Raw genomic sequence first — 21,819 nt, 5'->3', positions numbered from 1 at the left:
TCAAAAATATATGAAAGCAACCCCTACATTAATTTGTATTCCCGATATCAGCGGTTTTACGGAATTTATGAGCGGAACCGATTTTGACCTAAGTTCAAAAGTAATTCCCACGCTTTTGAACAAAATAATATACTCCAATAAAATTGGCTTAAAAGTTTCGGAAATCGAAGGCGATGCCGTCCTGTTCTTTAAAACCGGAAAATTACCACCCGTACGAAAACTGATAGAGCAGTGCGAACATTTTTATATCGAGTTTTATGATCAGTTGCAAAAGCTAAGGGACCAATACAAAGATGAGAAGGACGCCCCCAGGATTCCAGAGGTTTTGGGCCTAAAGATTATCCTTCATTATGGAAAGGAGGTGGCTTCCACCAAGGTTGGCAATCGAATAAAATTGTTCGGGGAGGACTTAATTGTTGCCCATAGGCTCTTGAAGAATAAAATTAGGATGGACGAATATATTTTGATAAGCGAGGGCCTTTCTAACTATTACAAAGATCATGACCTTGACAAGGAATTTGAATGGGGAACATTAAAGCAAAATTTTACAGAGTACGATCATGTAGGGAAAATCAATTACCACTATATTAATTTAAAGCCCTTGGTAAAACAATAGTGTCCGAATTGTTAAATGATTGTCAAAATTTGAATTGCGTCAAGCGTCGATGTTATTGAGGTAAGGAAAACTATAACGATTTATTATATTGTAATTAACGTTAAACTAATAATCAAAAAAAAGAAATATGAGCTATTTGGCAATAGATACAAAAGAGGTAAAACCTGTTGTGGAGGAGTTGAACGTACTCTTGGCGGATTACAATATTTACTATCAAAACTTAAGAGGCTTTCATTGGAACGTTCTTGGAAAAAATTTCTTCGACCTTCACGAGAAATTTGAGGAGCTTTACACGGATGCGAGAATAAAAATTGATGAAATTGCTGAACGAATTCTAACCCTAAGGCACCATCCGGAAAGTCTGTTTACGGAATATTTTAAATTGTCAAAAGTAAAGGAAACTTCTTCCTTGATAAGCGACCAAAAAATGGTGGAGCACATTTTGACCAATCACGAATCAATCCTGAAACAAATGAACAAGGTGATTAAAAAAGCTGATGAAGCCGGAGATGAAGGCACCATAGATATGATGGGAGGCTATATTGCCAGTCTGGAAAAGGTTAGTTGGATGTTGGATGCTTGGACAAAGGACACCAGGGACCAGTTGTAGATTGCATAACCTACCATAAAACAGCTCCCTTTGGGGGCTTTTTTTGTTTATGGCCTTTCTTCGTTTTTTTGGTTTTGATTTATTTTGGTTAGGTATATAAAGGTTTATGGGCCAACCTTGGACCACCTGTAAGGAAATCCTTATCTTTCGGGCTAAAGATCAAGGGGTTGTATATGATATCGATCAAAACATCGGGAAGCTCCACAGGCGATACTATTCGCCAGGTACAACAACAAATTGGCGGAACGATTTCCGAGCGATGGGGGGAATATACCCTGAATATAAATAATGAAAATGCCACGGGGAGTATTCGCTTTATCCGGTTTGAATGGGGAGTTACGTTGCTTGAATACGATATTACCTTCCATGATGAGGTGATTTTTGAAAGCGATTATGCACAATTTAACCCCATCCGATTTTATTATTGTTTGGAAGGTCACTGCGCACATCGTTTTGGAAATCAACCAAAAGATAATCTGAAAAAGTTGGAACGGTTTCAATCCGTTATCATTGCCAATACGGACGATACACCTAGCTTGGGATATTTTGAAAAAGGTGTTAAGTTGACCATGAACGTGATTCTGATTACCCGTAGAAAATTTCTTAAAAAACGATTGAACGGGGTACAGGAACTTAATAAACGACTTTATGATGTCTTTATGGACACGGACCATGAAAGGAAGTTCGCCTTTTTTGGGTCTTACAATTTAAAACTGGCAAATAAGATTTCTGCATTAAGAAAGGTCCGAAGCAAAAACGGAATGATCAGGATCATGCAAATTGAAGGATTGGTCTATGAGATTCTGGCCATGCAAATTGCACAGCATGAAAATGATAGCAAAAATTCCCTGCACGAAACATCCTTGCTACGGAGGGAATTGAAAATTATTAGGGATTTGGCCAATACGATAGCCAAGAACGTTTCCAAGGACTATACCTTGGAACAACTTGCAAGGGAAAGTGGTTTGTCCCAGGCCAAATTACAGGAAGGCTTTAAATTATTGTATACTCGTACTGTGACCGAATATATTCGGCATGTGCGTTTGGAAGCTGCCAGGGATTTCCTCGGTAATTCTGATATGAACATATCCCAAGTAGTCTATTCCATTGGTTTTAGCAGCCGTAGCTACTTTTCCAAGATTTTCAAGAACAAATATGGCATTAGCCCCAGTGAGTTTCAGGCCCATGTTAAGCAGGCCTTATCCTTGGAGACAATTTAAGGCCTATAATTATTTTAGGATTTTCTTGACCAGATAGAGAACACCATATTTTTTGACCAGGGAAATAGCAGTAGACAACCAATTGTAAGGACTTAAATCTTCCTTGACTTCCTGCTTAAGCCCCTTAAGCTCCTCCATTGCAATTTGTCTTTCAAGATTCAGTCGCTGCAAATCAAATTCTATTTCGTCAAAATTGTTGTACATATATGGTCGTCTAATTAACTAAAGAATTTTTTGGAAAGTTTTTTAACAATGGCATTGTCTATTTTTCTTCTCAGTTTATATAGAATGGCTACAATGAGAAAGATTATGCCCGCTACGAGCAAACAGGAATAGGTCATACTTCCCAAAACCTCGCCTAAATAAAGCATACCGCTTACGGTTAGGAACAGTATCCCTAAAAAGGCCAAACTACCTAGAATGGCCATTTTACAGAACATTCCGGTAGTTGTTGCCAATTGATGAAAGACTTTGAGTTTATAGTACTCCTGAGTCTTTTTGTAATACTGTTCACTTAGGTCAACAGCCTTGTTTGAAGTGTTGTTAAGCGATTCAAAAACTCCCATCTATGAGCTTTTTTGTAATTTTTTGTTTTTGGCTTTTAACTCGGCCAACTTCGCTTCCAAAGTGGTGATAATATCTTCGGTCTTATAACTAACATCAGATACTAGCGACTCTACCCTATGATCTAAGGATTGTTTTTCAGAAGCAATGCTGTTGGCTACCCTATCCTTAAGATTGATGGCATTTTCCGTTAAATGGTCCTTGGTTTCATTTGCCTTGTCTGCAATTCGTTTCCTTGTTATTTCTCCCTTTTCCGGTGCGTATAGAATTCCCAATGCTGCGCCAATGGCAGAACCGGCAATAATCGCTAACAGCGTGTTTCCAGTGTTATTACTCATAATGATTGATTTTAAAATTCAATGTGATGTCGTTCATCACTTTCTACACAAATTTCTGAATTATATGGAATGTAGCTTTGCTCTAACCATTTAAATATTAACGGCAATGATGAATGCGTAAAAGGGTCAACAATTTGGGGAAAAGGACCAAGGGCGTCTCTTCGATGCATTTATCTTTGTTGTTTACTTATCAACACCATATACTATGTCAGCCATTTGGTCCAAAAATCCATATACCGGAGAAAAAATTCAGTCCTATGAAAAGGATACATCCCATTCCATTAAGCAAAAATTAGAGTTGGTCCAATCCGTACAAGAGGAATGGTCTAACAAAACTATTAAAGAACGTTGCGAGCTGTTGGAAAATGTCTCCGAGCTACTTTTGGAACGAAAGGAAGAATACGCCATGTTGATGACCTCTGAGATGGGCAAGCCTATTTCACAAAGTATTGCCGAAATAGAAAAGTGTGCTTGGGCATGCGATTTTTATGCCTACAATGCCGAAGATCTTTTGGCCGATGAAATTATTGAGACCGATGCCGAGGAAAGTTTTATTAGTTATGACCCCTTGGGCTGTATTCTAGCCGTTATGCCCTGGAACTATCCATTTTGGCAGGTCATTCGTTTTGCCGCACCCACCTTGACAGCTGGTAATACAGGAATCCTTAAACATGCCCAAAACGTACCCGGATGTGCTAGGGCACTTGAAAATCTTTTTTTGGATGCGGGGTACCCAAAGGGTTGTTTTCAAAGTATCCTTGCCGGCCACGAGGAAATTGAGGAATTGATCGCAAACGAAACCATTAAGGCCGTGACCCTAACGGGAAGCGAAAAGGCCGGTAGGGGCATCGCACAAACTGCTGGGAAGAACCTGAAAAAAACCGTACTGGAACTCGGAGGCAACAATGCGTGCATCGTTTTTGAGGATGCAGATTTAGAAAAGCACCTGGACACCATGGTAAAGGCAAGGATGCAAAATACGGGGCAAAGTTGTATCGCGGCCAAGCGCTTTATAGTATGTGATGAGCTATACGATACTTTTGTCCAAAAATTTACGGAGGCTACCAAACAGCTCGTTTCCGGGGACCCGAAGGAAAAGGAAACGTATATAGGTGTATTGGCAAGGGAAGACTTGGCAAAAAGCTTAAAGGAACAAGTGGATAAATCAATTGAGAAAGGTGCACAGCTTATAATGGGAAACAAGATGGAAGGAGCCTATTTTCAACCAACTATACTTTCCGAGGTCGTTCCAGGAATGCCAGCTTTTGACGAGGAGACTTTTGGTCCGGTAGCGGCCATCATCAGGGCCAAGGATAGAGCAGATGCCATTGCCTTGGCAAACAATTCCAAATTTGGATTGGGATCTATGTTGTTCACGGAGGACATTGAGGGCGCATTGGACTTGATTCCAAGAATATCGGATGGGGCCTTTTTTATCAACGACATGGTAAAATCGGACCCAAGGTTGCCCTTTGGGGGCACCAAGGCATCGGGTTATGGCAGGGAGCTATCCCGCGAGGGCATTTTGGCTTTTGTGAACAAGAAAACAGTTTACATTAAAAGCTAAACATATGAAATAAACCATAATCAATGTTGAGATACATCAACATTTTTGATTGGCGAATTACATCTGACATATTATTAACAATAAACATTTGAACCGATGAAACAAGGAGAAGAAAAAACGGAATTCGTTAAGGAACCTGAAAAGGAAAAACAAGGATATATTTTTCAAAAGGATAAAAAGACCAAGCTAGGTACTGCCATAGTCATTGGATTCTTGATTCTCATGATTTTGGGAGTGGTCCTTAGTGGAGTAGCCTTTGAATAGTTAAGGCGACCAATCGATAACAGAATAGCATTTATGACAAAACCTCACAATCATAGGGAAAAACCCATTTATTTTTTTTACGCCGTCTTGTGCGTAGTAACCTTATTGTTAAATTCCTGTGCTACCTACAAAGAGCATCGGGAAATACCTTTCGTCAAATCAGACCCTACAGAGGAGCCCAGTTATACCTTATTTCTAGCTGGAGGATATGGTAATACCTCAATCATATCCAACAACAAATTATTGGAACGATTTCGGTCAGAAATAAATAAAAGCGGGGAAAACAGCACCGTTATTTTTACGGGTGACAATGTTTCTACGGAACTGGATTCCTGGGCCAAGGATAGCACTTTGATAACGGAACAGATGGCTTTGGTAAAAGATTTTAAAGGAAAGACCATATTTCTTCCCGGCAACAATGAATGGAAGAGCTACGAACTTGACAAAATGGAACGGGTAGAGGATTACCTTAAGGAAATAGATAAAGAGGGAATTGACGTATTTCCAGAAAATGGTTGTCCCATTGAGTATAAAGTCATAAATGACGATTTGGATTTGATTTTGTTGGATTCCAAGTGGTTCATTGCCAATTGGTCCAGATTGGTGGATATCAACAAAAAGTGCCCTAATATCGTTACTCGTAGAAGGTTCATGGAAGAACTGGAAGGCTATATCAATGACGGTCAGGGAAAGAACATCGTAATAGCTATGCACCATCCAGTAATGAGCAATGGGACCTATGCGGGGACGGAATCCTTCAAATCCCATATTACTCCGTTGCCTGTATTGGGAACGTTACGCAATACGGTGATGGATCTTGGGGCATTTGATCCAGATCACCTGAACTCTAGGCGATACAATTACCTAAGGATTGCAGTAAGTGCCCTGGCCCAGGCAAATGATAGGATAACCGTGATTTCCGGTCACGAGGAAAACCTTCAATTATTGCTCGGAGGTGGTATACGTCAGATTATTAGCGGTTCCTTGGGTTCAAAAAGTCCCACTAAAATCGATAAAAACCATATCACAGCTATTGGTGGCACCATGAAATATCAAGGAGAATATGCGTACGGGGATAGGGGGTTTGCCCGATTGGATTATTACAAGGATGGAAGTTCAAAAGTGACCTTTATTTCGGAAGCCGATTTGGAGAAAGAAAAAACTTTTGATGTATTAAAGCCTAAAGAGGAGAGAAAAAATTTTGATAGGTTCGATGAAAGTATAGGAAAAACATATACCACGCCAATACTTGATAATCCAGAGGATTATGAAAAAAAAGGGTTTTATAAATGGTTGTGGGGAGAACGTTACCGTTCCTATTTTGGAAAACCAGTGGAAGCGCCAGTGGTGAAATTGGATACCCTTTATGGTGGACTTCATGTGGTAAAGGAGGGGGGAGGGCACCAATCATTTTCCTTACGTTTGGCAGACGATGATGGTAAGCAATATGCCATGCGTTCCTTGAGAAAAAGCGCCCTCAAGTTCCTTAAGTTCATGTTGCCCGGTATTTCCTATAATTCTGATGACTACAGGGATACCTGGACAGAGGAAGTCATATCGGATTTTTTCACCACAGCCCATCCCTTTATGCAATTGGTCGTGAATCCTCTGGCGGAATCCGTCGATATCAACCATTCGGACACCCATTTGTTTTATGTGCCCAAACAGCCCCAACTGGAACAGTACAACGAAAATTTTGGTGACGAACTCTATTTCATACAAAGGCGTCCATCGGATGAACAATTAAATTATAAGGGATACAGGAGAACGATTGACAAAGTTTCGGGCGAGGTGAAGGATTTTGAGAGCACTACCGATATGCTTGAAAGAATAAAGCGGGATGAATCCTACGCAATAGACCAGAAGAATTTTATCCGTGCACGAATTTTTGATATGTTGATAGGGGATTGGGACAGGCATCAAGATCAATGGCGATGGGTAGAATACGAAACCCCAGATGGCGAACGTGAGTTTATGCCCGTACCTAGGGATCGGGATAATGTATTTCCCAGGTTCGATGGTTTTGCCGTAAAGTTTGTAAAACTCTTTGTTCCAACCACCAAAAGATGGCAGACGTTCGACGGCGAGATAGAGAACCCCAAATGGCAGAATATGGGTGGTAATAAGTTGGATAGGGCATTGTTGAACAAATATGGGGTGGATGCTTGGGTGGACGAGGCGACGTACATTAAAGAAAACATGACGTCCCAGGTAATTGACGAGGCTTTTATGAGACTGCCGGTGGAAGTTAGGGACGAAACTTCAGAATTTATTAAAAAAAGCTTACAAGAACGTCTGGAGACCTTACCGGAAAAAACGCGGGAATATGCGGAATACTTGAATACGGTGGTGGCGGTAACAGGAACGGAAAAGGACGACCTGTTCGAAGTGGAAAAACTACCAAACGGTGGGTTGTCCGTCACCCTAAAAAGGTTGTTGACAGATGAGAAGAACGAAATATTCTTTCAACGTACTTTCAAAGAGGAGGAGACTAAGGAGGTTTGGCTTTATGGACTGGGTGACGATGATATTTTTAGGGTTTGGGGGGATGCAGACCCAAAAATCAAAATAAAGATTATAGGTGGCTATGGGGAGGACGTATATGCCATAAAAAACAAGAAACGGATAAAGATCTTTGATTGGGAACATGAAAAAATCGTATTTGAAGAGGAAGAACCCAAAACCCAACTGAGCGATATTTATACGACCAATAATTACCATTGGCGATACTTTAAACCCAATACGAACGTCATTGTACCCAATACGGGTTTCAGAACAGATGACGGGGTGTTTCTTGGAGCATCCAATACTTATACCGTTAACGGATTAAATGGCAACGATTTCAAGCAAAAACATACGTTAAGTGCCAAATACTATTTTAATTTCCAAGCAACGGAGCTAAAATATTCCGGAGCAATTGGTAATATATTTCCCAAATGGAATTTTATCATGGACGGATTTTATACCAGTGATAGATACGCCAGGAATTTTTTTGGTATAGGCAATGATACTTTTAACAATGAGGATAACTTGGGAAGGGATTATTACAGGGCACGATTAAAGCAATTGAACTTGGCTGCCGGAATATCCTATTACACCTTAAAAATAAGGGGGCTTTTTGAGTCTTATAAGGTCAATGAAAATGATCAAAGATTTTTTAACCGCAGCAATTTGACCCCGGAATTGTTCCAAAATCAGAATTATGGGGGAGCCGAGCTATCGGGTTATTATGACAACGAGGATGCGGATGATTTCCCTTCAAAATCTATTTATATAGGTCTTAGATTGGGATACAAAGCCAATCTTAACCTTCAGGAAAATAACTTTGCCTACGGGTCGCTTAAACTTGGTTTTAACCATAAAATAATCTCATCCGGGGGCTTGGTTCTAGGTAGTACCGCGGAATATAGTACGGTGTCCAAATCCAATGATATATTCTTTTACCACATTCCTTCCATTGGGGGTAATAATGGGCTAAGGGGTTTTAGAGACGAACGCTTTACCGGAAGGTCTTCCTTTTATCACACTTCCGACCTTAAATGGAGCATCAAACGCTATGTTACAGCTGTTTCTCCCGTTACTATCGGTATGTATGCGGGCTTTGATTATGGAAGGGTATGGAGTTCCAACGAAAGCTCAAACACATGGCATACTTCACAGGGAGGAGGCTTATGGATAAGTAGTCTAAAAGCATTGACTTTTAACATCGGTTATTTTAATTCCAAAGAGGCAAATATGGTCCAAGTTGGATTCATTGCCCCCTTTTAAAAAAATAGAAAAATTATATTCTCATGGATACCATTGTATCGAAAGCTGAAAGCTTCGTGACCCAAAAATTGGGCAAGGAAATTGATACCACCTATCTATATCATAATTTACGACATACCGAAAGGGTCGTAAAAAGTGCCAAGGAACTTATTGAAGGCGAAAAGATTGGGGACAAGGATCGGGAAAAGCTGATGGTTGCTGTATGGTTCCACGATCTTGGATATTTGAAATCGCACGATAACCACGAGGAACATAGCTGCCAGATGGCCCGTGAGTTTTTGGAGAAGCAGGATTGCCCGGAGGAATTCATTACGGATGTTTGTAGTTTGATATTGGCAACTAAAATGAACTACGAGCCCAAAAACCACCTGGAGCAAATCATGCGGGATGCGGATTCCTCCCACTTTGCAAAAAAAACCTTTGTGCAGACCTCGGAATTGCTGCGGGAGGAACTAAAACAATTGGAACTAAAGGATTACACGGTAGAGGATTGGCGTGAGGAAAACATTCATCTTTTAAGGGTGAAGCATCGATATTATACGGACCATGCAAGGGAAAATTGGCAGAAAGGGAAGGATAAGAATATCAAGCGACTCGTTAAGGCCAAAAACAAGAGTAAAAAGCTGGTGAAAAAGGAAAGCCTAAAGGCCAAGTTCAAAGGACAGATTCCGGATCGGGGCGTGCAGACGCTTTATAGGGTTACGCTAAGAAACCACATTAAACTTAGTGATATAGCGGATACAAAGGCGAATATTTTACTTTCTGTAAACGCGATTATTATATCGCTTTCATTGGCAAATTTGGTTCCCAAATTGGATAGCCCTGCCAATGATTACCTAATTTACCCCACCTTTATATTTATCTTGTTTAGTATAGCCTCAATGATCATGTCCATTTTGGCGACTAAACCAAATGTGACCAGTGGTGAATTTACGGATGAAGACGTAAGGAAAAAGCGAGTAAATCTTCTATTTTTTGGGAACTTTCATAAAATGAAATTGGAGAAGTATCAATGGGCCATTGGTGAGGTTATTAAAGATCAAGAGTATATTTATTCATCCTTGACCAAGGATTTATATTATTTGGGAATTGTTCTGGAAAGAAAGTATCGTCTATTGAGGTGGACCTATTTGGTCTTTATGATTGGTATGATTTTATCTGTGATCGTTTTTGGTGTAGCACTAAAATTTTATGGTCCGGAGCAAGTTATCGAGTTGCCCGAAATACCAAGCGAATAAAATTTGGCAATACTAAAATGCTACCAGTTCAACATCAAAAACTTTGAACATAAAGCAGAGTATTAAGTAGGGTTTAAAAAATTCAGCTTGAATATTATGTATCCAAAAATGGATATAAATTCCTAGGAGTTTTAGAAATTATTTTTGGCCAAAAGGATAACACAGAAAATTATACCAATTGTTGCAACCACTATGGAAAATTTAATGGTCAAAATCAAAGGTGAATTTGAGTTATCCTTTGATGGCAATTTATAATTGATTTTTTCCTTTTGCATTTTGTACTTGATTATCAACAAATGTATTTCCAATTAGTTAAGAAAATTAACTCTTTTAAGAATTTTTTGGCTTTTATAGATATATAGAATTTCTTTTAATTGGTTGATAATAGTATGATTATGCATTAAGAAGTTCACATTTTTATCTTTTTGGGATAATATCAATTTCTCCTCGTTCTTAATTTTAACGGGAGATACATTTCCTATGTTATCACTTATATATCGATCAGAAGCAGCGGAAGGATTGCCCAATGATGAAATTCACGATTTAATGCGGAATGCTAGTCGGTTTAATGCACAGAACGAGATTACAGGATGTCTGGTTTATCACAGATGCCACTTTATTCATATGTTGGAAGGGGAGGAGAATATGGTTCGCAAATTATTTGGAAGGATAAGTAAGGATAAGAGACATAGTGAAATAATATTATTGAATCTGGAGGAAAATAAATTTCGTTTGTTTTCCCAATTTTCTACCATCTACAACAACTTTGACGATGTGTCCGACCAAATTCTGCATAAGAAAATGTTGTTCCATCAAGTTTTTCATGGATCGGAAATTGTAAAATCGCCCGGATCTTCCAAAATCACGCTTTGGGCACACGTGAACAAACTATTGAAAAAGGATACGAAGCTTTCGTTCGGCTAGTATAAAAACACTAAATTTCGAATATCGTCCAACACTTATAATAGAAGATCGATTTACTAAAAAATGAAAAAATTAATACAGATTATCGGGGCGTGGTACGGCGCAAGAAAAATTGGGGGCGGTAAATGTGGTTGTATTGGAACCATCTTTGTTTTCCTTATACTTTACTGGATTTTCGGCTATGTGCTCAACTATTTTTAATCGGAAAGCGCATATTAAGGCAAAAAAAACCGGGACTTGTCCCGGTTTTTAGCTTTATAAAGTTCATGGACCCTTATTTGTCCATTTCGTCATATTCGAACTTTTGCCCTCCAATGGATAGGTCTGCCATCAAACCTTTCTTTGGTTTTGTAAATACGGCCACCCCATCTTTATAATTGGCATTTGCTGCAATGCCCTTGTCGATTGCGATTGCCGTGGCATTTGCGGAGAGTTCATAATTGCCGTCCTTAAAATCGTTCAAGGCCTCTTCGGTCTCAAAAAAGATGACTTCTGTAAGTGCCTGTCCTCCGGCCTGTAGTCCAATGTCCACCTTTTTCAAACTGGCCATTCCTTGTACCATACCATTTTCGTAAAGTACGCCGTTACCGGATGCACCTCCCACGATCAATCCTCCTTTTCCCACATTTGGGAAAATAACATATCCTGAAGAATTGTTGAAGAATCTGTCCATTCCGTCCATTTTCTGAAGATCTATTTTTGCCTTTTCCGCATCGGCCATTACTTGTTTGTCCTTATCGCTTTGCGCAAATATGTTAGTGGAAGCTATCATCAATACGGTAGCGATTATTGTTTTAAATTTCATACTATTAAGTTTTTAGTTTAACAAATTGTGGAATGGAGTCTCTTGATTGTACCTATCAACGTTCATTCCCTCATCAAAAATAAGAGCAATGAAAAGCTATCCCTGCCGTAATCAATTCTATTATTGATTCTATAGATAGATACTTGAAAAACAAGAAGTTATATTGTTAAAGGATTGAAAAAAATTAGAGTTTCGTTAAGGTTTTTGGCTGTTCTTAATTCCAACTGTTCCCATACAATAACAACGTATTAGATTTTAATACAGGACAATCTGGGAAGCCAGGCTTACTATTTTAGAAATGCATCAATAAACCCATCGAATACGTCATTTCAAACCACAATTCATGGGTATCTTGAGATAATAAGTCGAATTTTTAAAAATAGTTATTATGAACAAGGAACAATTAGAAGGAAAGTGGAACCAGGTGAAAGGCGAATTCAAACAAAAATACGGAAACTTAACCGATGACGATACCACCTTCGCCGAAGGTAAATTTGATGAAATGCTGGGAAGACTTCAGGAAAAAACAGGAAAAAGAAAAGAGGAAATTAAAAAGGAAATAGAAACTTGGTAAAAAAAAATTCTATGATAAAAGAGCCCTTGAATTTAATTTCAAGGGTTTTTTTGTGCCTAATTTTATTCGTTAGGCTAGACCTGAATCTTATTCACTCATTCAATTACTCAGAGCTCGCACACAAAATCATTGCTTTCGAAGCAATTTTGATTTATTTTAAGAAATTGAATCCAATGTATTATTAAAATTGGCCTTGCTATGTGGACGACCATTATTCTGGGTATTTATATTTTGATCACGTTGTCCATTGTTGTTGCAATTCTGCTTTATGGGGCCAAACCTTCCAAAAGTCTGGCTTGGTTATTGGCCATTTTTGCGATTCCCGTTGGCGGAATCATCCTTTACCTTCTATTGGGCAGAAACCGAAGAAAGAACAAACTGATAGCCTTAAAAAGGAATCTGTTTGCCAAACTTCCTAGACCTGGAACGGACTTGGTGAACTCCTTTGAAGGAAAATACCGGAAATTGATGACCCTCTTCTACAACACCTCCCACTTTCCTCCGGTTGGGGGCAACGATCTACAGCTTTTAAAGGACGGTAAGACCACCTTTGATGCCATTTTTAATGCATTGGAGCAGGCACAGCGCGAAATTCATATTCAGTATTACATTTATGAGGATGGAGAGTTGGCGGACAAATTATGGGTGCTTTTTAAAAATAAAATAGCTCTGGGCGTTAAGGTAAGAATGATTTATGATGGTATTGGGAGTTTTTCCCTGAGCAAGTCCTATCTTAAAAAATTGCAGGATATTGGGGTGAAAGTATACCCCTTTTTGCCCTTTAAATTCGGACGTTTTTTCTCCTCACTGAACTATCGAAACCATAGAAAAATAATCGTGGTGGATGGTCAAATCGCATTTACGGGTGGCATCAATATATCCGATAAATATCTAAAAGGAGACCCCAGCTTGGGCAAGTGGCACGATATGCACCTAAAAATAACCGGGCCTGCCGCCAACCACTTAAATCAGGTTTTTATGATGGATTGGTACCTGGTCTCTCAAGAATTATTGGAACCCCTTGAAAACCTCGCGGGTATTTCCAAATCAAAAGCCGATACCATGGTGCAAATCGTTTCCGGGGGGCCGGACGATGATTTTCCCGCTTTGGAGCAGACCTACTTTTCCATCATCAATGCCGCCAGAAAATATGTATACATCACAAATCCCTATATCATACCAAACCAGGCGCTAATAAAAGCCTTGCAGACCGCTGCATTGAGTGGGGTGGATGTACGTCTCTTGGTATCTGAAAATGCAGATAACCGCTTGGTCAGCTGGGCCGTACACTCCTATTTTGAGACCTTTTTAAAGTCGGGCGTAAAAATATACCTCTTTCCGGACGGATTCCTGCACAGCAAGATCATCGTTAGCGACGATGCCATTTCCTCGATTGGCACGGCCAATTTGGACGATCGGAGTTTTGAGCAAAATTATGAGGTAAATGCCATTGTCTACGAAAAGGAGTTTGCAGAATTGCTAAAATCCGATTATTTAAAAGATAGTGGATCAGGACACTTGTTGACGTATGATGAATATGTTGAACGCCCATGGATTAAAAAGCTAAAGGAAGGAGTCGGTAAAATATTCAGCCCCCTGTTTTGAGTGTATGATGTAAACCGAAAAAGGCCCTTAGAAATCCTGAATAAAAAGTAAATCTTGCTTTTCCAATGCCGTAACGACTAAATTGACATAGTCTTTTATGGCTTTGTTCACATTACTGGGGTCCATGATCTCTATAATGCCCCGCCAAATCATGGCCCTTTTTTTTCCCTCGCAAATACAGTAAAGTGTGGTCTCCGCAAAATAGACTTTGAAGTTTTCATAATATGCTTCGTCAAAATAAATGCCTTGGTGTTCCAAGTAGTCATCATTGAACCTTACTTGGCCATCTTCCCATCGCGACATGGATTTCAAAAAGTTCTCCCTGTTTTCGGAGCCTGTAATTTTAGTAAACAGGATGGCATCAAAACCTTTGTCCAGTAGGCTTTGCTCCACCTTATCCAACTCTTCCTCGCTTTTTTTGGAATTTGTAAATGTGACATCAAAAACATCCAAGCTTTTCCAAGCTTCCACATCCCTTTTTTCGAATTCTTTTTGGAGTTGTCCCTCAAAGGCGTTTTGTGCTTCTTTGTTTTGGGTCATTCCAACCAATAGGACCTTGTTCGCATTAAATAGTACGGTATCTGGATCCTTCCAGTTTTCGATTAAACTGGTGGAAGAACATCCCATAAGAAGAACGGTGAAAAGGAAAAGTATTTTTTTCATGACATGAACTCATTTTAGCATTGATCAAATATATGCCTTCAACCTTGCATTAAAAATGACAAAAATCATACGACGGTATGAATAGGCATTCACCCTTTCAACACATAATTTCTGCGGTTTCGTATTGCTTCGGGACATGGCAATTCCAGCCTTTTGTATCTTTAAGTTTTACTCGTAAGGCATCTAGGGCATTGGGCTCCCCATGGATAAGGAATACCTTTTCCGGAACGTTTTCAATGGTATCTGTCCAATGCAACAATTCGTTTTGGTCCGCATGGGCAGAAAGACTTTCCAGAAAGTGGATTTTTGCTTTTACTGGATAATATTTTCCAAATATTTTCAATTCATGTGCTCCATCCAAAAGTTGTCTTCCCCGGGTGCCTTCAGCTTGGAAACCTACCAACAGAATTTGGGTCGTTGTCCTATCAAGCATTTGTTGCAAGTAGGTAAGGACCCGCCCACCGGTGACCATTCCACTGCCGGCAATGATAATTTTGGGCCTGGGGTCATCAATGGTTTTCCAAGTATCGGCATAGGAGGAAATAATATTAAAATGGTGCATCATGGCACGGTAATCGGCAATGGTTACATTATGCCAGGCAGGAAACCTTTCAAAAACGGAAAGTACATTGTTGCCCATAGGGCTATCCACAAAAATGGGAATATTGGGAATTTTGTTCTTCTTGAACAATACCCATAAGGTATACATAAGGGACTGTAAACGTTCCACGGCAAAGGAGGGAATAATAAGATTTCCCCTTTCTTGGATTGTTTGTTTTATCAAGGAACTTAAAATTGCTGTAATATCTTCTTCCGGGTGCAATTTGTTGCCATAAGTGCTTTCCAGAAATAAGTAATCTGCCCATTTGGGCCGTTCTGGAGGGGATAAAAGAATATCTGCCGTTCTTCCAACGTCCCCAGAAAACACAAATACTTTTTCCCAAATTTCCAGTTCAATATAGGTAGCACCGATAATATGGCCGTTGTATTGAAACCTGGCCCTTACATTTTGGGAAAGGGAAATCCATTGCTCTTTTTCACAGGATTGAAAATATGTAAAGGTTCTTTCTGCATCCTTAACAGTATAAAAGGGTAGGGCCGGTGAATGCTTACTATAGCCATCTTCATTGGCCGATTGGGCCTGTTCTTCCTGAATTTTTCCACTATCCATCAAAATAATCTGTGCGATGTCCAAAGTGGGGGCGGTTCCAAGAATTTTACCCTTAAACCCTTCTTTTAGCAACCTTGGCAAGTATCCGGTATGGTCCAAATGTCCATGGGTCAACAACACAAAATCGATTTTTGATACATCAATGGGCAAAGGTTTCCAATTGATTTCCCTGAGTTCCTTCAAACCTTGGAACATGCCGCAATCTACCATAACATTTACTTCCGGGGTTTCTAGATAAAATTTTGAACCCGTAACGGTACCACTGGCACCAAGAAAATGAATTTTAACTTTCTTCATGGTTTATGGATTACAAAGCTGACCTATCTCATCCAATATTTTCGATTTTCGGTTTGTGGAGATACCCAAATGATCAAGGAAGAATTTATCCTTTTTAAGTTGCCTGCAAAGTACTACATCCCTACTGAGCAGAAATTGTTTTTCTCGATTGCTTAAAAGTGTGGAAACCGTAATGGGGTATAGTCCCAAACGGTCAATGCGGTCCTTGAGACCTTCGTTTTTGGGATAGTCCCAGCTTAGAAGGTACAGGTTGGCACATACACCATATTTAATGGCATCATGTGTAAAACGGGTATTGGTAACCACCCAACCCTTTTCCAGTGTATTCTTTTCTCTCTTTCCGTTTATCCAGTGCTCCTTGATATCATTGTACCTTGAATGTATGTAGAGGGGAATTTTTACATTGCAGTTGAGTCCTTTATCACTATGGAACTTACATTCAATAATGGTGGTGCTTTCATTTTTTTCGGCCAGGACATCTACTTCATGGGTTACACAATGGCCTTCTAAAAACACGCCCACTTCAACCTGGTACCCCGAGTATTTTAGAATGGCAGCTACAAACCTTTCAAATGGAAATCCAGTAGGTCCCAACTCATAGATCGCTTTTTTTAGTTTGTATTTGGAAGCAAAAATCGACTTGCTCTTTTTTAAAAGGGCATAAGCACGATTATAGATTTCATTGGTAGTGATTCCCGGATAAATTTCATCCCTTACCTTCATCACAATATCCTCCACCAATTCATGGCTCGCCCCACTATGTTTAAGCGAACTTCTTAGTTTATCCATGGAGAATAGTACTTTTTCCCCGGAGGATTTTTGTACCTCAATGTTAGGCTCCTTCATATCCTTTTTTTAGTTGAACTTCAACCTCGGGTATTTTTAGAAGCTGAAGGGTTGTTGAGGCTAAAGTTACTTCACCTTCTGTTTTCTTTAGCGCCTTTTCAATATTTGAAAACAATCTGTTTTTGGTATCCCTTCTTTGTTTGTAGTCCGTAATGTACCGTAAGTTCAAGGCTATCCAATTATCGGTAAGTTGAACGGCCAGGGTGGGTTTTATCGTTGCATTTTCAATATAATAACGTTCTACCATCTCTTGCCATTGTGCCATGGATTTTTCGGTATAGTCCGATAATATTTCATTTGCCTTTTCCAATATAATGGATTGGGCAAGTTCCATATTGGAGCCGTAAGTAATAAGAACATTAAGCTCATCCCAGACAAAGGGAAAATCCATGGAATAATTCTTAATGGGGCCTTTAAAGACAAATGCATTGCTAATTTTTACTATTCTTCCGGAATAATTGTCGCTACTGACCCATTCTCCTATTTCCATGAGGGTTGTGTAGATACTGTCTATATCGATAACATCACCTTTGATATTATTAATTTCAATTCTATCACCCGGTTTATAGACACGCACAAAAAAAATATAAAATGAACCTGCCATGCTTAGAATAAGTTCCTGGAGGGTAAAGGTTATCCCAGCAGTAAATAAACCAATGACAAGGGTGTAGTCCTTAATGTCATCCACGGTGAATGCCATGAAGACTATAAGAAAAATCAGAAAGTAGCCAAGGATTTCTACACCTTTTTGAGCTTTGTATCTAATGGAGTTGTCTTCAATTCGCTTTTTAAGTGTTTTTCTTAGTAAACCTATGATGAAGATAATGAGCAAGATCCACAATGCAAGTTTTATGAACTTTTGGACCATGGGATTCTCAAAAACCGTAAGAAAATGTTCCATTGGCAATCGGTTTATCTATTGTTGAAGAAGTCTCTAATGAGAGCCCTAGTTTGATTATCGGTCATACTATCCACTTTTTCTACGGCAACTATTTTTTTACCGATTGTTGGATAGTTTTCTTCCAGTTCCTTTTTTAGTTTCTCATTAATATCCGCAGGGCCAAAAAGTGCCAGTGCATCACAGTCGGCTACCGCATGGGCCACCTCCTTGAAATATGTTTTAAATTGCTGTTTTTCCTTTTCCAAATATTTTTTTTCATGTGTTATATCTTGCGTTCCGCCCCATTTGACCCTTGACCCAGAGGTGCTGGTTCTATTGAAAAATTCAACACCGGATTCTATTTTTTTCAAAGAGTCTTCGTTTTCATTCAATCGTACGATCAAAGCATATTTACTGTCCAACCAAATACCTATATTTTTCATTTGTTTGTTTTTATTGTTTGTCATAGGACAGATGCAATTATTCACATCATTTTATTTTGTTTACCTAGGTGTTCATGAATCTTTGATTTTGCCAATAACTATCTCATTGGGTATTAAGACTTGTAATGGCTCATTTCATCTCCATAATTTTAATTTCTTTTAAGTTAGGTTAAATAAGGTATTTAAAGTATGATAATTGTCATTCCCTATGCGGTAGAATGAGAAAAGGTACTGTTGAATACATACTTAAATCCATAAGTACCGGTTTTTTAAGTAACCGCTCAATAAAACTCTTTTTGGTGTGTACCAAGGAGAAAAAATCTACCTCACTATTTTTTACATAACTGTCAATAACCTGTGCTTTATCCGTAAACTCAAAAATTGAGGTGAAACTAGGGTTCAAATCCTTAAAGGAAATTTGCAATAACTTTTTGTTGGATGCTTGCAGGGAAGACAGAAACTCTTCTTCTATAATGTGTACGATATGTAGTGATGCATCAAGGATTTTTAACAATTGCAAAAGAGGTTTTATGGTTTTTAGATTGCAGCCCTTTTTCAAGTCTGTAATGAAGGCTATTTTTTTTGGTAGTTTGAACTCTACTTGCTTGGGAACGGCCATGAGAGGGCATTTTGTCAAATTCCTGATGGTTTGTACCGTATTACTCCCCATAAAAATTTCCTTGGACCCGGTAGTTCCCTTGTTGCCCATGAACACTAAATCAACATTAAAAATTCCTATGGTTTCATGAATGGCCTCGTTTAGAAACCCTTGCTTGGATAGCGTTTTAAATTCATGCAAAACATTCTTATCATCCAAGTGGATTTTATGGAACGTCTTTTTTAAATTCTCCATGGACTCGTTTTCCAATAGGCTGATTTTTTTATCAGTAAGATGATGAGACTTTGGTAGAATGCCCGTCGGTTTTTTGAAAACATGTAGTATATAAAAAATACAAGACTGGTTTGCCAACAGCTTGGTAGCGTAGAAAAGTGCATTATAGGCCTCATCTGAAAAATCAGTGGGCACAAGTATTTTAAGGGTCTTCATAAGGTCAAAGTTGTGGAATGACCATAAACGGAACCTTTACATGAAAGCCTATTTTTTTGATAGTGGGTTCAATAAAAAGTCGTTCCAAGAACGTATGTTTGTTTTGTATCATGACCAACATATCAACCGCTGTATGTTCCTGAAATTTGTTGATAGCGGTTATGATCTCATCATTTTGCACTTCATGAAATACACCGTTTTTACCTAATATTCCCTTTAGGGTATTCTGATTTTCGTTCTGATCGGAATCCAGTTCCAATTGGGTAAAAACATGCATAACATGAATTTTGGCATCCTGTTTATTCGCAATTCGCAAAAGGGAGGAAATCTTCTTTTCCGAATAGGAAACCTCATAATCCGTAGGAAATAGAATTGATTTTGGTGGTTTAAAATTATATTCTTTGGGAATTGCCAAGACTGGACATTTACTTTTCCTAATGGTATGTACCGTATTGGTCCCAAACAATATTTCCTCGGCACCTGTGGCACCCTTCGTACCCATAACGACCAAGTCAATTTTCTCTGCATCCGTCATGCGGCTTACTTCCTCGGTGAGCATGTTAAACGCGGAGTGCGTAATGAAGGAGTGCAGTGGATTTTTGAACTCTGTTTCCAGCTTTTCCTTTAACTCTTTGAGGTTATTCTTGGACTCCTCGCGTATCATATCCCCAAGACCAATTTGTCCCGGGCTTCCCAAGATGTACTCCGTATGGTATACCGGGGGCATATAGGTGTTCAAGAGATAAAAGGTACAGGGTGTGTCTTTAAATAGCGACACTCCATACGAAATCGCCTTATATGAATTATCCGAAAAATCTGTGGGTAAAAGAATACGTGTCATCTGTTTATTTTTATTGTTTTACATGGGTCAGATGTAATTATTCACATCATCTCATTTTGTTTGCCATAGGCCGTTCATGAATCTTCGATTTCGCCATCCCGACTAGCTATCGGGACATCTTGGGGGTATCAAGACTTGTTATGGCTGATTTCATAGCCTTTGATTTTATGTATTTAAGGTACACAAACATTTGCCCAAAATCCATGATAAATATCAATTCTTCATTCTTTTGAATTTAGTAACTTGGGTGTTAAAACGCTTAAAATTGAAGCATCCTTTAACTAAATTTTTTAATGCGGATTTAGTATTGCCATGAATGTTAAAGGTGTCTTTTCAAAACAAAAACTAGTAACAGATGAAGAGCTCGTTTAAGAATATAGTAGATTCTGAAATTCCCGTGCTCGTAGATTTTTATGCTGATTGGTGCGGGCCCTGCAAAATGTTGGCTCCCATTCTTAAGCAAGTGAAGGATGCGATGGGGGACCGTCTGAAAATCGTAAAGATAGATGTGGACAAAAACCAAAAATTGGCCACAAAGTACAATGTTAGGGGCGTGCCCACCATGATGCTCTTCAAAAACGGCAAGCAGGTATGGCGGCAATCCGGGGTACTTCAAAAGAACGATATCCTTGAAGTAATCAGGGAATTTTCTTAGGAATCGCTCCCGCTTGCTAAAAGCCTATTTTTCCGGGAGGATTAACAAAGGGATTTCTGAGTGGAATGCCAATTTCTTCACTACCGGTTCACCAATGACTTTTTCCCAAAAGGTATGATGGTGTCTTGTAATACCTAATATATCTGAAGTCTTGTTGTTGGTATACTGTCCTATAGTGTATGCCGTACTGGATTTGAAAGGAAGATCAACAAATGTAAAGTTTAAACCGGAAAGCCGTTCCTCCAATATATTTTTGTTGGTTTGTTGTGTTTCGTTCAGGGCGAACTCTTCCGTTACATGTATTATTTCAATGTTCGCATTCCAAATGTTTACAAGTTCCAACAGACTGTCCAGTTCAAATTTGTCGTATCCCTTCATATAATCCGTAGAGTATAAGACAGTTTTCAACTTTTGAAAATTGAAGGAATCCGGTACGGCCAAGATGGAAATATTTGGTAATTTATCGATTACTTTTACCGTATTACTACCTAAGAACACCTGTTTGGCTCCTGTAGCTCCCTGGGTACCCATGATAATAAGATCCGCATCTTTTTCCTTTGCTATTTTTTGCATAGCTTCTTCAAGCGTGCTTCCCAAGGAAATCGTCTCAAAACTATGTTGTAGGTTGTGATGGTTTTTGTCTAGATAGGTTTGTATTTCTGCCAATTCCTTTTCTGAGTGCTGTGAAAGGGAATCGTAAATCACGTCCAATCTTTTATGACTTTCAGTGCCCAAAGGTTTTAGAACACCTGGTTCATAGGCGTTCACGATGTAAAAATGGCATTTGACATCGGAATAGATCTTTAGGGCCGTAAAGATGGCGTTCCAGGCATTTTCAGAAAAATCTGTAGGTAGAATTATTTTTTTCATATGTTTAAATTT

At 39.0% G+C, this 21,819-nt stretch carries 24 protein-coding genes; 12 read left to right on the top strand and 12 right to left on the bottom strand.

Going from position 1 to position 21,819, the window contains the following annotated elements:
- Positions 1-10 precede the first annotated feature (10 nt).
- The 3 genes from PP181_RS07990 (at position 11) to PP181_RS07980 (ending at position 2,446) form a co-directional block, all read left to right on the top strand.
- Positions 11-616, top strand: coding sequence for a DUF2652 domain-containing protein (locus PP181_RS07990; RefSeq protein WP_138257207.1), 606 nt, complete (start codon positions 11-13; stop codon positions 614-616).
- A gap of 127 nt (positions 617-743) precedes the next feature.
- The gene (locus tag PP181_RS07985) at positions 744-1,226 is read left to right on the top strand and encodes a Dps family protein (RefSeq protein ID WP_272636681.1); all 483 of its coding nucleotides are present in this window, start codon (positions 744-746) and stop codon (positions 1,224-1,226) included.
- Between the two features lie 173 nt (positions 1,227-1,399).
- Positions 1,400-2,446 carry a helix-turn-helix transcriptional regulator gene (locus PP181_RS07980; protein ID WP_272636680.1) on the top strand — a complete coding sequence of 349 codons (1,047 nt, stop codon included), beginning with the start codon at positions 1,400-1,402 and terminating at the stop codon, positions 2,444-2,446.
- A gap of 9 nt (positions 2,447-2,455) precedes the next feature.
- Here PP181_RS07980 and PP181_RS07975 read toward each other — a convergent pair whose 3' ends face one another.
- The 3 genes from PP181_RS07975 to PP181_RS07965 are packed head-to-tail and all read right to left on the bottom strand — an operon-like array spanning position 2,456 to position 3,348.
- Positions 2,456-2,650: a hypothetical protein gene (locus PP181_RS07975; RefSeq protein ID WP_154918324.1), complete on the bottom strand. Its 195-nt coding sequence runs from the start codon at positions 2,648-2,650 to the stop codon at positions 2,456-2,458.
- 14 nt (positions 2,651-2,664) lie between these two features.
- Entirely contained in the window at positions 2,665-3,012 is a 348-nt protein-coding gene (locus PP181_RS07970; protein ID WP_154918326.1) for a hypothetical protein, read from the bottom strand.
- Positions 3,013-3,348, bottom strand: coding sequence for a YtxH domain-containing protein (locus PP181_RS07965; protein WP_154918328.1), 336 nt, complete (start codon positions 3,346-3,348; stop codon positions 3,013-3,015). It lies immediately after the preceding gene.
- A 205-nt stretch (positions 3,349-3,553) separates the two neighbouring features.
- Between PP181_RS07965 and PP181_RS07960 the strand changes: the two genes are divergently transcribed.
- The 6 genes from PP181_RS07960 to PP181_RS07935 all read left to right on the top strand — a co-directional run bounded on the left by PP181_RS07960 (position 3,554) and on the right by PP181_RS07935 (position 11,310).
- The gene (locus PP181_RS07960; RefSeq protein WP_272636679.1) at positions 3,554-4,915 is read left to right on the top strand and encodes an NAD-dependent succinate-semialdehyde dehydrogenase; all 1,362 of its coding nucleotides are present in this window, start codon (positions 3,554-3,556) and stop codon (positions 4,913-4,915) included.
- 96 nt (positions 4,916-5,011) lie between these two features.
- Entirely contained in the window at positions 5,012-5,179 is a 168-nt protein-coding gene (locus PP181_RS07955; protein WP_272636678.1) for a hypothetical protein, read from the top strand.
- 33 nt (positions 5,180-5,212) lie between these two features.
- The gene (locus PP181_RS07950; RefSeq protein ID WP_272636677.1) at positions 5,213-8,947 is read left to right on the top strand and encodes a ShlB/FhaC/HecB family hemolysin secretion/activation protein; all 3,735 of its coding nucleotides are present in this window, start codon (positions 5,213-5,215) and stop codon (positions 8,945-8,947) included.
- A 23-nt stretch (positions 8,948-8,970) separates the two neighbouring features.
- A complete protein-coding gene (locus PP181_RS07945; protein WP_272636676.1) occupies positions 8,971-10,185 on the top strand; it encodes a Pycsar system effector family protein in 1,215 nt (404 codons plus the stop codon).
- Positions 10,186-10,665: 480 nt separating this feature from the next.
- Complete coding sequence (locus PP181_RS07940; protein WP_272636675.1) at positions 10,666-11,109, top strand: BLUF domain-containing protein; 444 nt, start codon at positions 10,666-10,668, stop codon at positions 11,107-11,109.
- Between the two features lie 63 nt (positions 11,110-11,172).
- Positions 11,173-11,310 (top strand): hypothetical protein, encoded by a 138-nt coding sequence (locus PP181_RS07935; RefSeq protein WP_162850207.1) that lies wholly within the window; start codon positions 11,173-11,175, stop codon positions 11,308-11,310.
- A gap of 73 nt (positions 11,311-11,383) precedes the next feature.
- Here PP181_RS07935 and PP181_RS07930 read toward each other — a convergent pair whose 3' ends face one another.
- Positions 11,384-11,914 (bottom strand): lipid-binding SYLF domain-containing protein, encoded by a 531-nt coding sequence (locus tag PP181_RS07930; protein ID WP_272636674.1) that lies wholly within the window; start codon positions 11,912-11,914, stop codon positions 11,384-11,386.
- 388 nt (positions 11,915-12,302) lie between these two features.
- On the opposite strand from PP181_RS07930, the gene PP181_RS07925 reads away from it, so the two are divergent.
- Both PP181_RS07925 and cls read left to right on the top strand, forming a co-directional pair.
- Positions 12,303-12,488: a CsbD family protein gene (locus tag PP181_RS07925; protein WP_272636673.1), complete on the top strand. Its 186-nt coding sequence runs from the start codon at positions 12,303-12,305 to the stop codon at positions 12,486-12,488.
- Between the two features lie 198 nt (positions 12,489-12,686).
- Positions 12,687-14,093, top strand: coding sequence for a cardiolipin synthase (cls, locus tag PP181_RS07920; RefSeq protein WP_272636672.1), 1,407 nt, complete (start codon positions 12,687-12,689; stop codon positions 14,091-14,093).
- A gap of 27 nt (positions 14,094-14,120) precedes the next feature.
- Here the strand turns inward: cls and PP181_RS07915 are convergent, their stop codons facing one another.
- From PP181_RS07915 to PP181_RS07885, 7 genes are all read right to left on the bottom strand, one after another.
- Complete coding sequence (locus tag PP181_RS07915; RefSeq protein ID WP_272636671.1) at positions 14,121-14,756, bottom strand: hypothetical protein; 636 nt, start codon at positions 14,754-14,756, stop codon at positions 14,121-14,123.
- Positions 14,757-14,853: 97 nt separating this feature from the next.
- Positions 14,854-16,224, bottom strand: a complete 1,371-nt coding sequence (locus PP181_RS07910; RefSeq protein ID WP_272636670.1) for an MBL fold metallo-hydrolase RNA specificity domain-containing protein — start codon at positions 16,222-16,224, stop codon at positions 14,854-14,856.
- A 3-nt stretch (positions 16,225-16,227) separates the two neighbouring features.
- A complete protein-coding gene (locus PP181_RS07905) occupies positions 16,228-17,070 on the bottom strand; it encodes an ATP cone domain-containing protein (RefSeq protein WP_272636669.1) in 843 nt (280 codons plus the stop codon).
- Positions 17,057-17,971, bottom strand: a complete 915-nt coding sequence (locus PP181_RS07900; RefSeq protein ID WP_154918350.1) for a mechanosensitive ion channel family protein — start codon at positions 17,969-17,971, stop codon at positions 17,057-17,059. The genes PP181_RS07905 and PP181_RS07900 overlap by 14 nt, the downstream gene beginning before the upstream one ends.
- An 11-nt stretch (positions 17,972-17,982) precedes the next feature.
- A complete protein-coding gene (locus PP181_RS07895) occupies positions 17,983-18,393 on the bottom strand; it encodes a hypothetical protein (protein ID WP_272636668.1) in 411 nt (136 codons plus the stop codon).
- 199 nt (positions 18,394-18,592) lie between these two features.
- Complete coding sequence (locus tag PP181_RS07890) at positions 18,593-19,441, bottom strand: universal stress protein (protein WP_154918354.1); 849 nt, start codon at positions 19,439-19,441, stop codon at positions 18,593-18,595.
- A 4-nt stretch (positions 19,442-19,445) separates the two neighbouring features.
- Entirely contained in the window at positions 19,446-20,282 is an 837-nt protein-coding gene (locus PP181_RS07885; protein ID WP_272636667.1) for a universal stress protein, read from the bottom strand.
- Between the two features lie 355 nt (positions 20,283-20,637).
- On the opposite strand from PP181_RS07885, the gene trxA reads away from it, so the two are divergent.
- Positions 20,638-20,937: a thioredoxin gene (trxA, locus tag PP181_RS07880; RefSeq protein ID WP_154918358.1), complete on the top strand. Its 300-nt coding sequence runs from the start codon at positions 20,638-20,640 to the stop codon at positions 20,935-20,937.
- 24 nt (positions 20,938-20,961) lie between these two features.
- Here trxA and PP181_RS07875 read toward each other — a convergent pair whose 3' ends face one another.
- The gene (locus PP181_RS07875) at positions 20,962-21,807 is read right to left on the bottom strand and encodes a universal stress protein (protein WP_154918359.1); all 846 of its coding nucleotides are present in this window, start codon (positions 21,805-21,807) and stop codon (positions 20,962-20,964) included.
- Between the last annotated feature and the right edge of the window lie 12 nt (positions 21,808-21,819).

The organism is Maribacter sp. PR66 (assembly GCF_028464205.1).
GTDB lineage: Bacteria > Bacteroidota > Bacteroidia > Flavobacteriales > Flavobacteriaceae > Maribacter > Maribacter flavus.
This window is presented reverse-complemented; position numbering and strand designations above follow the sequence as displayed.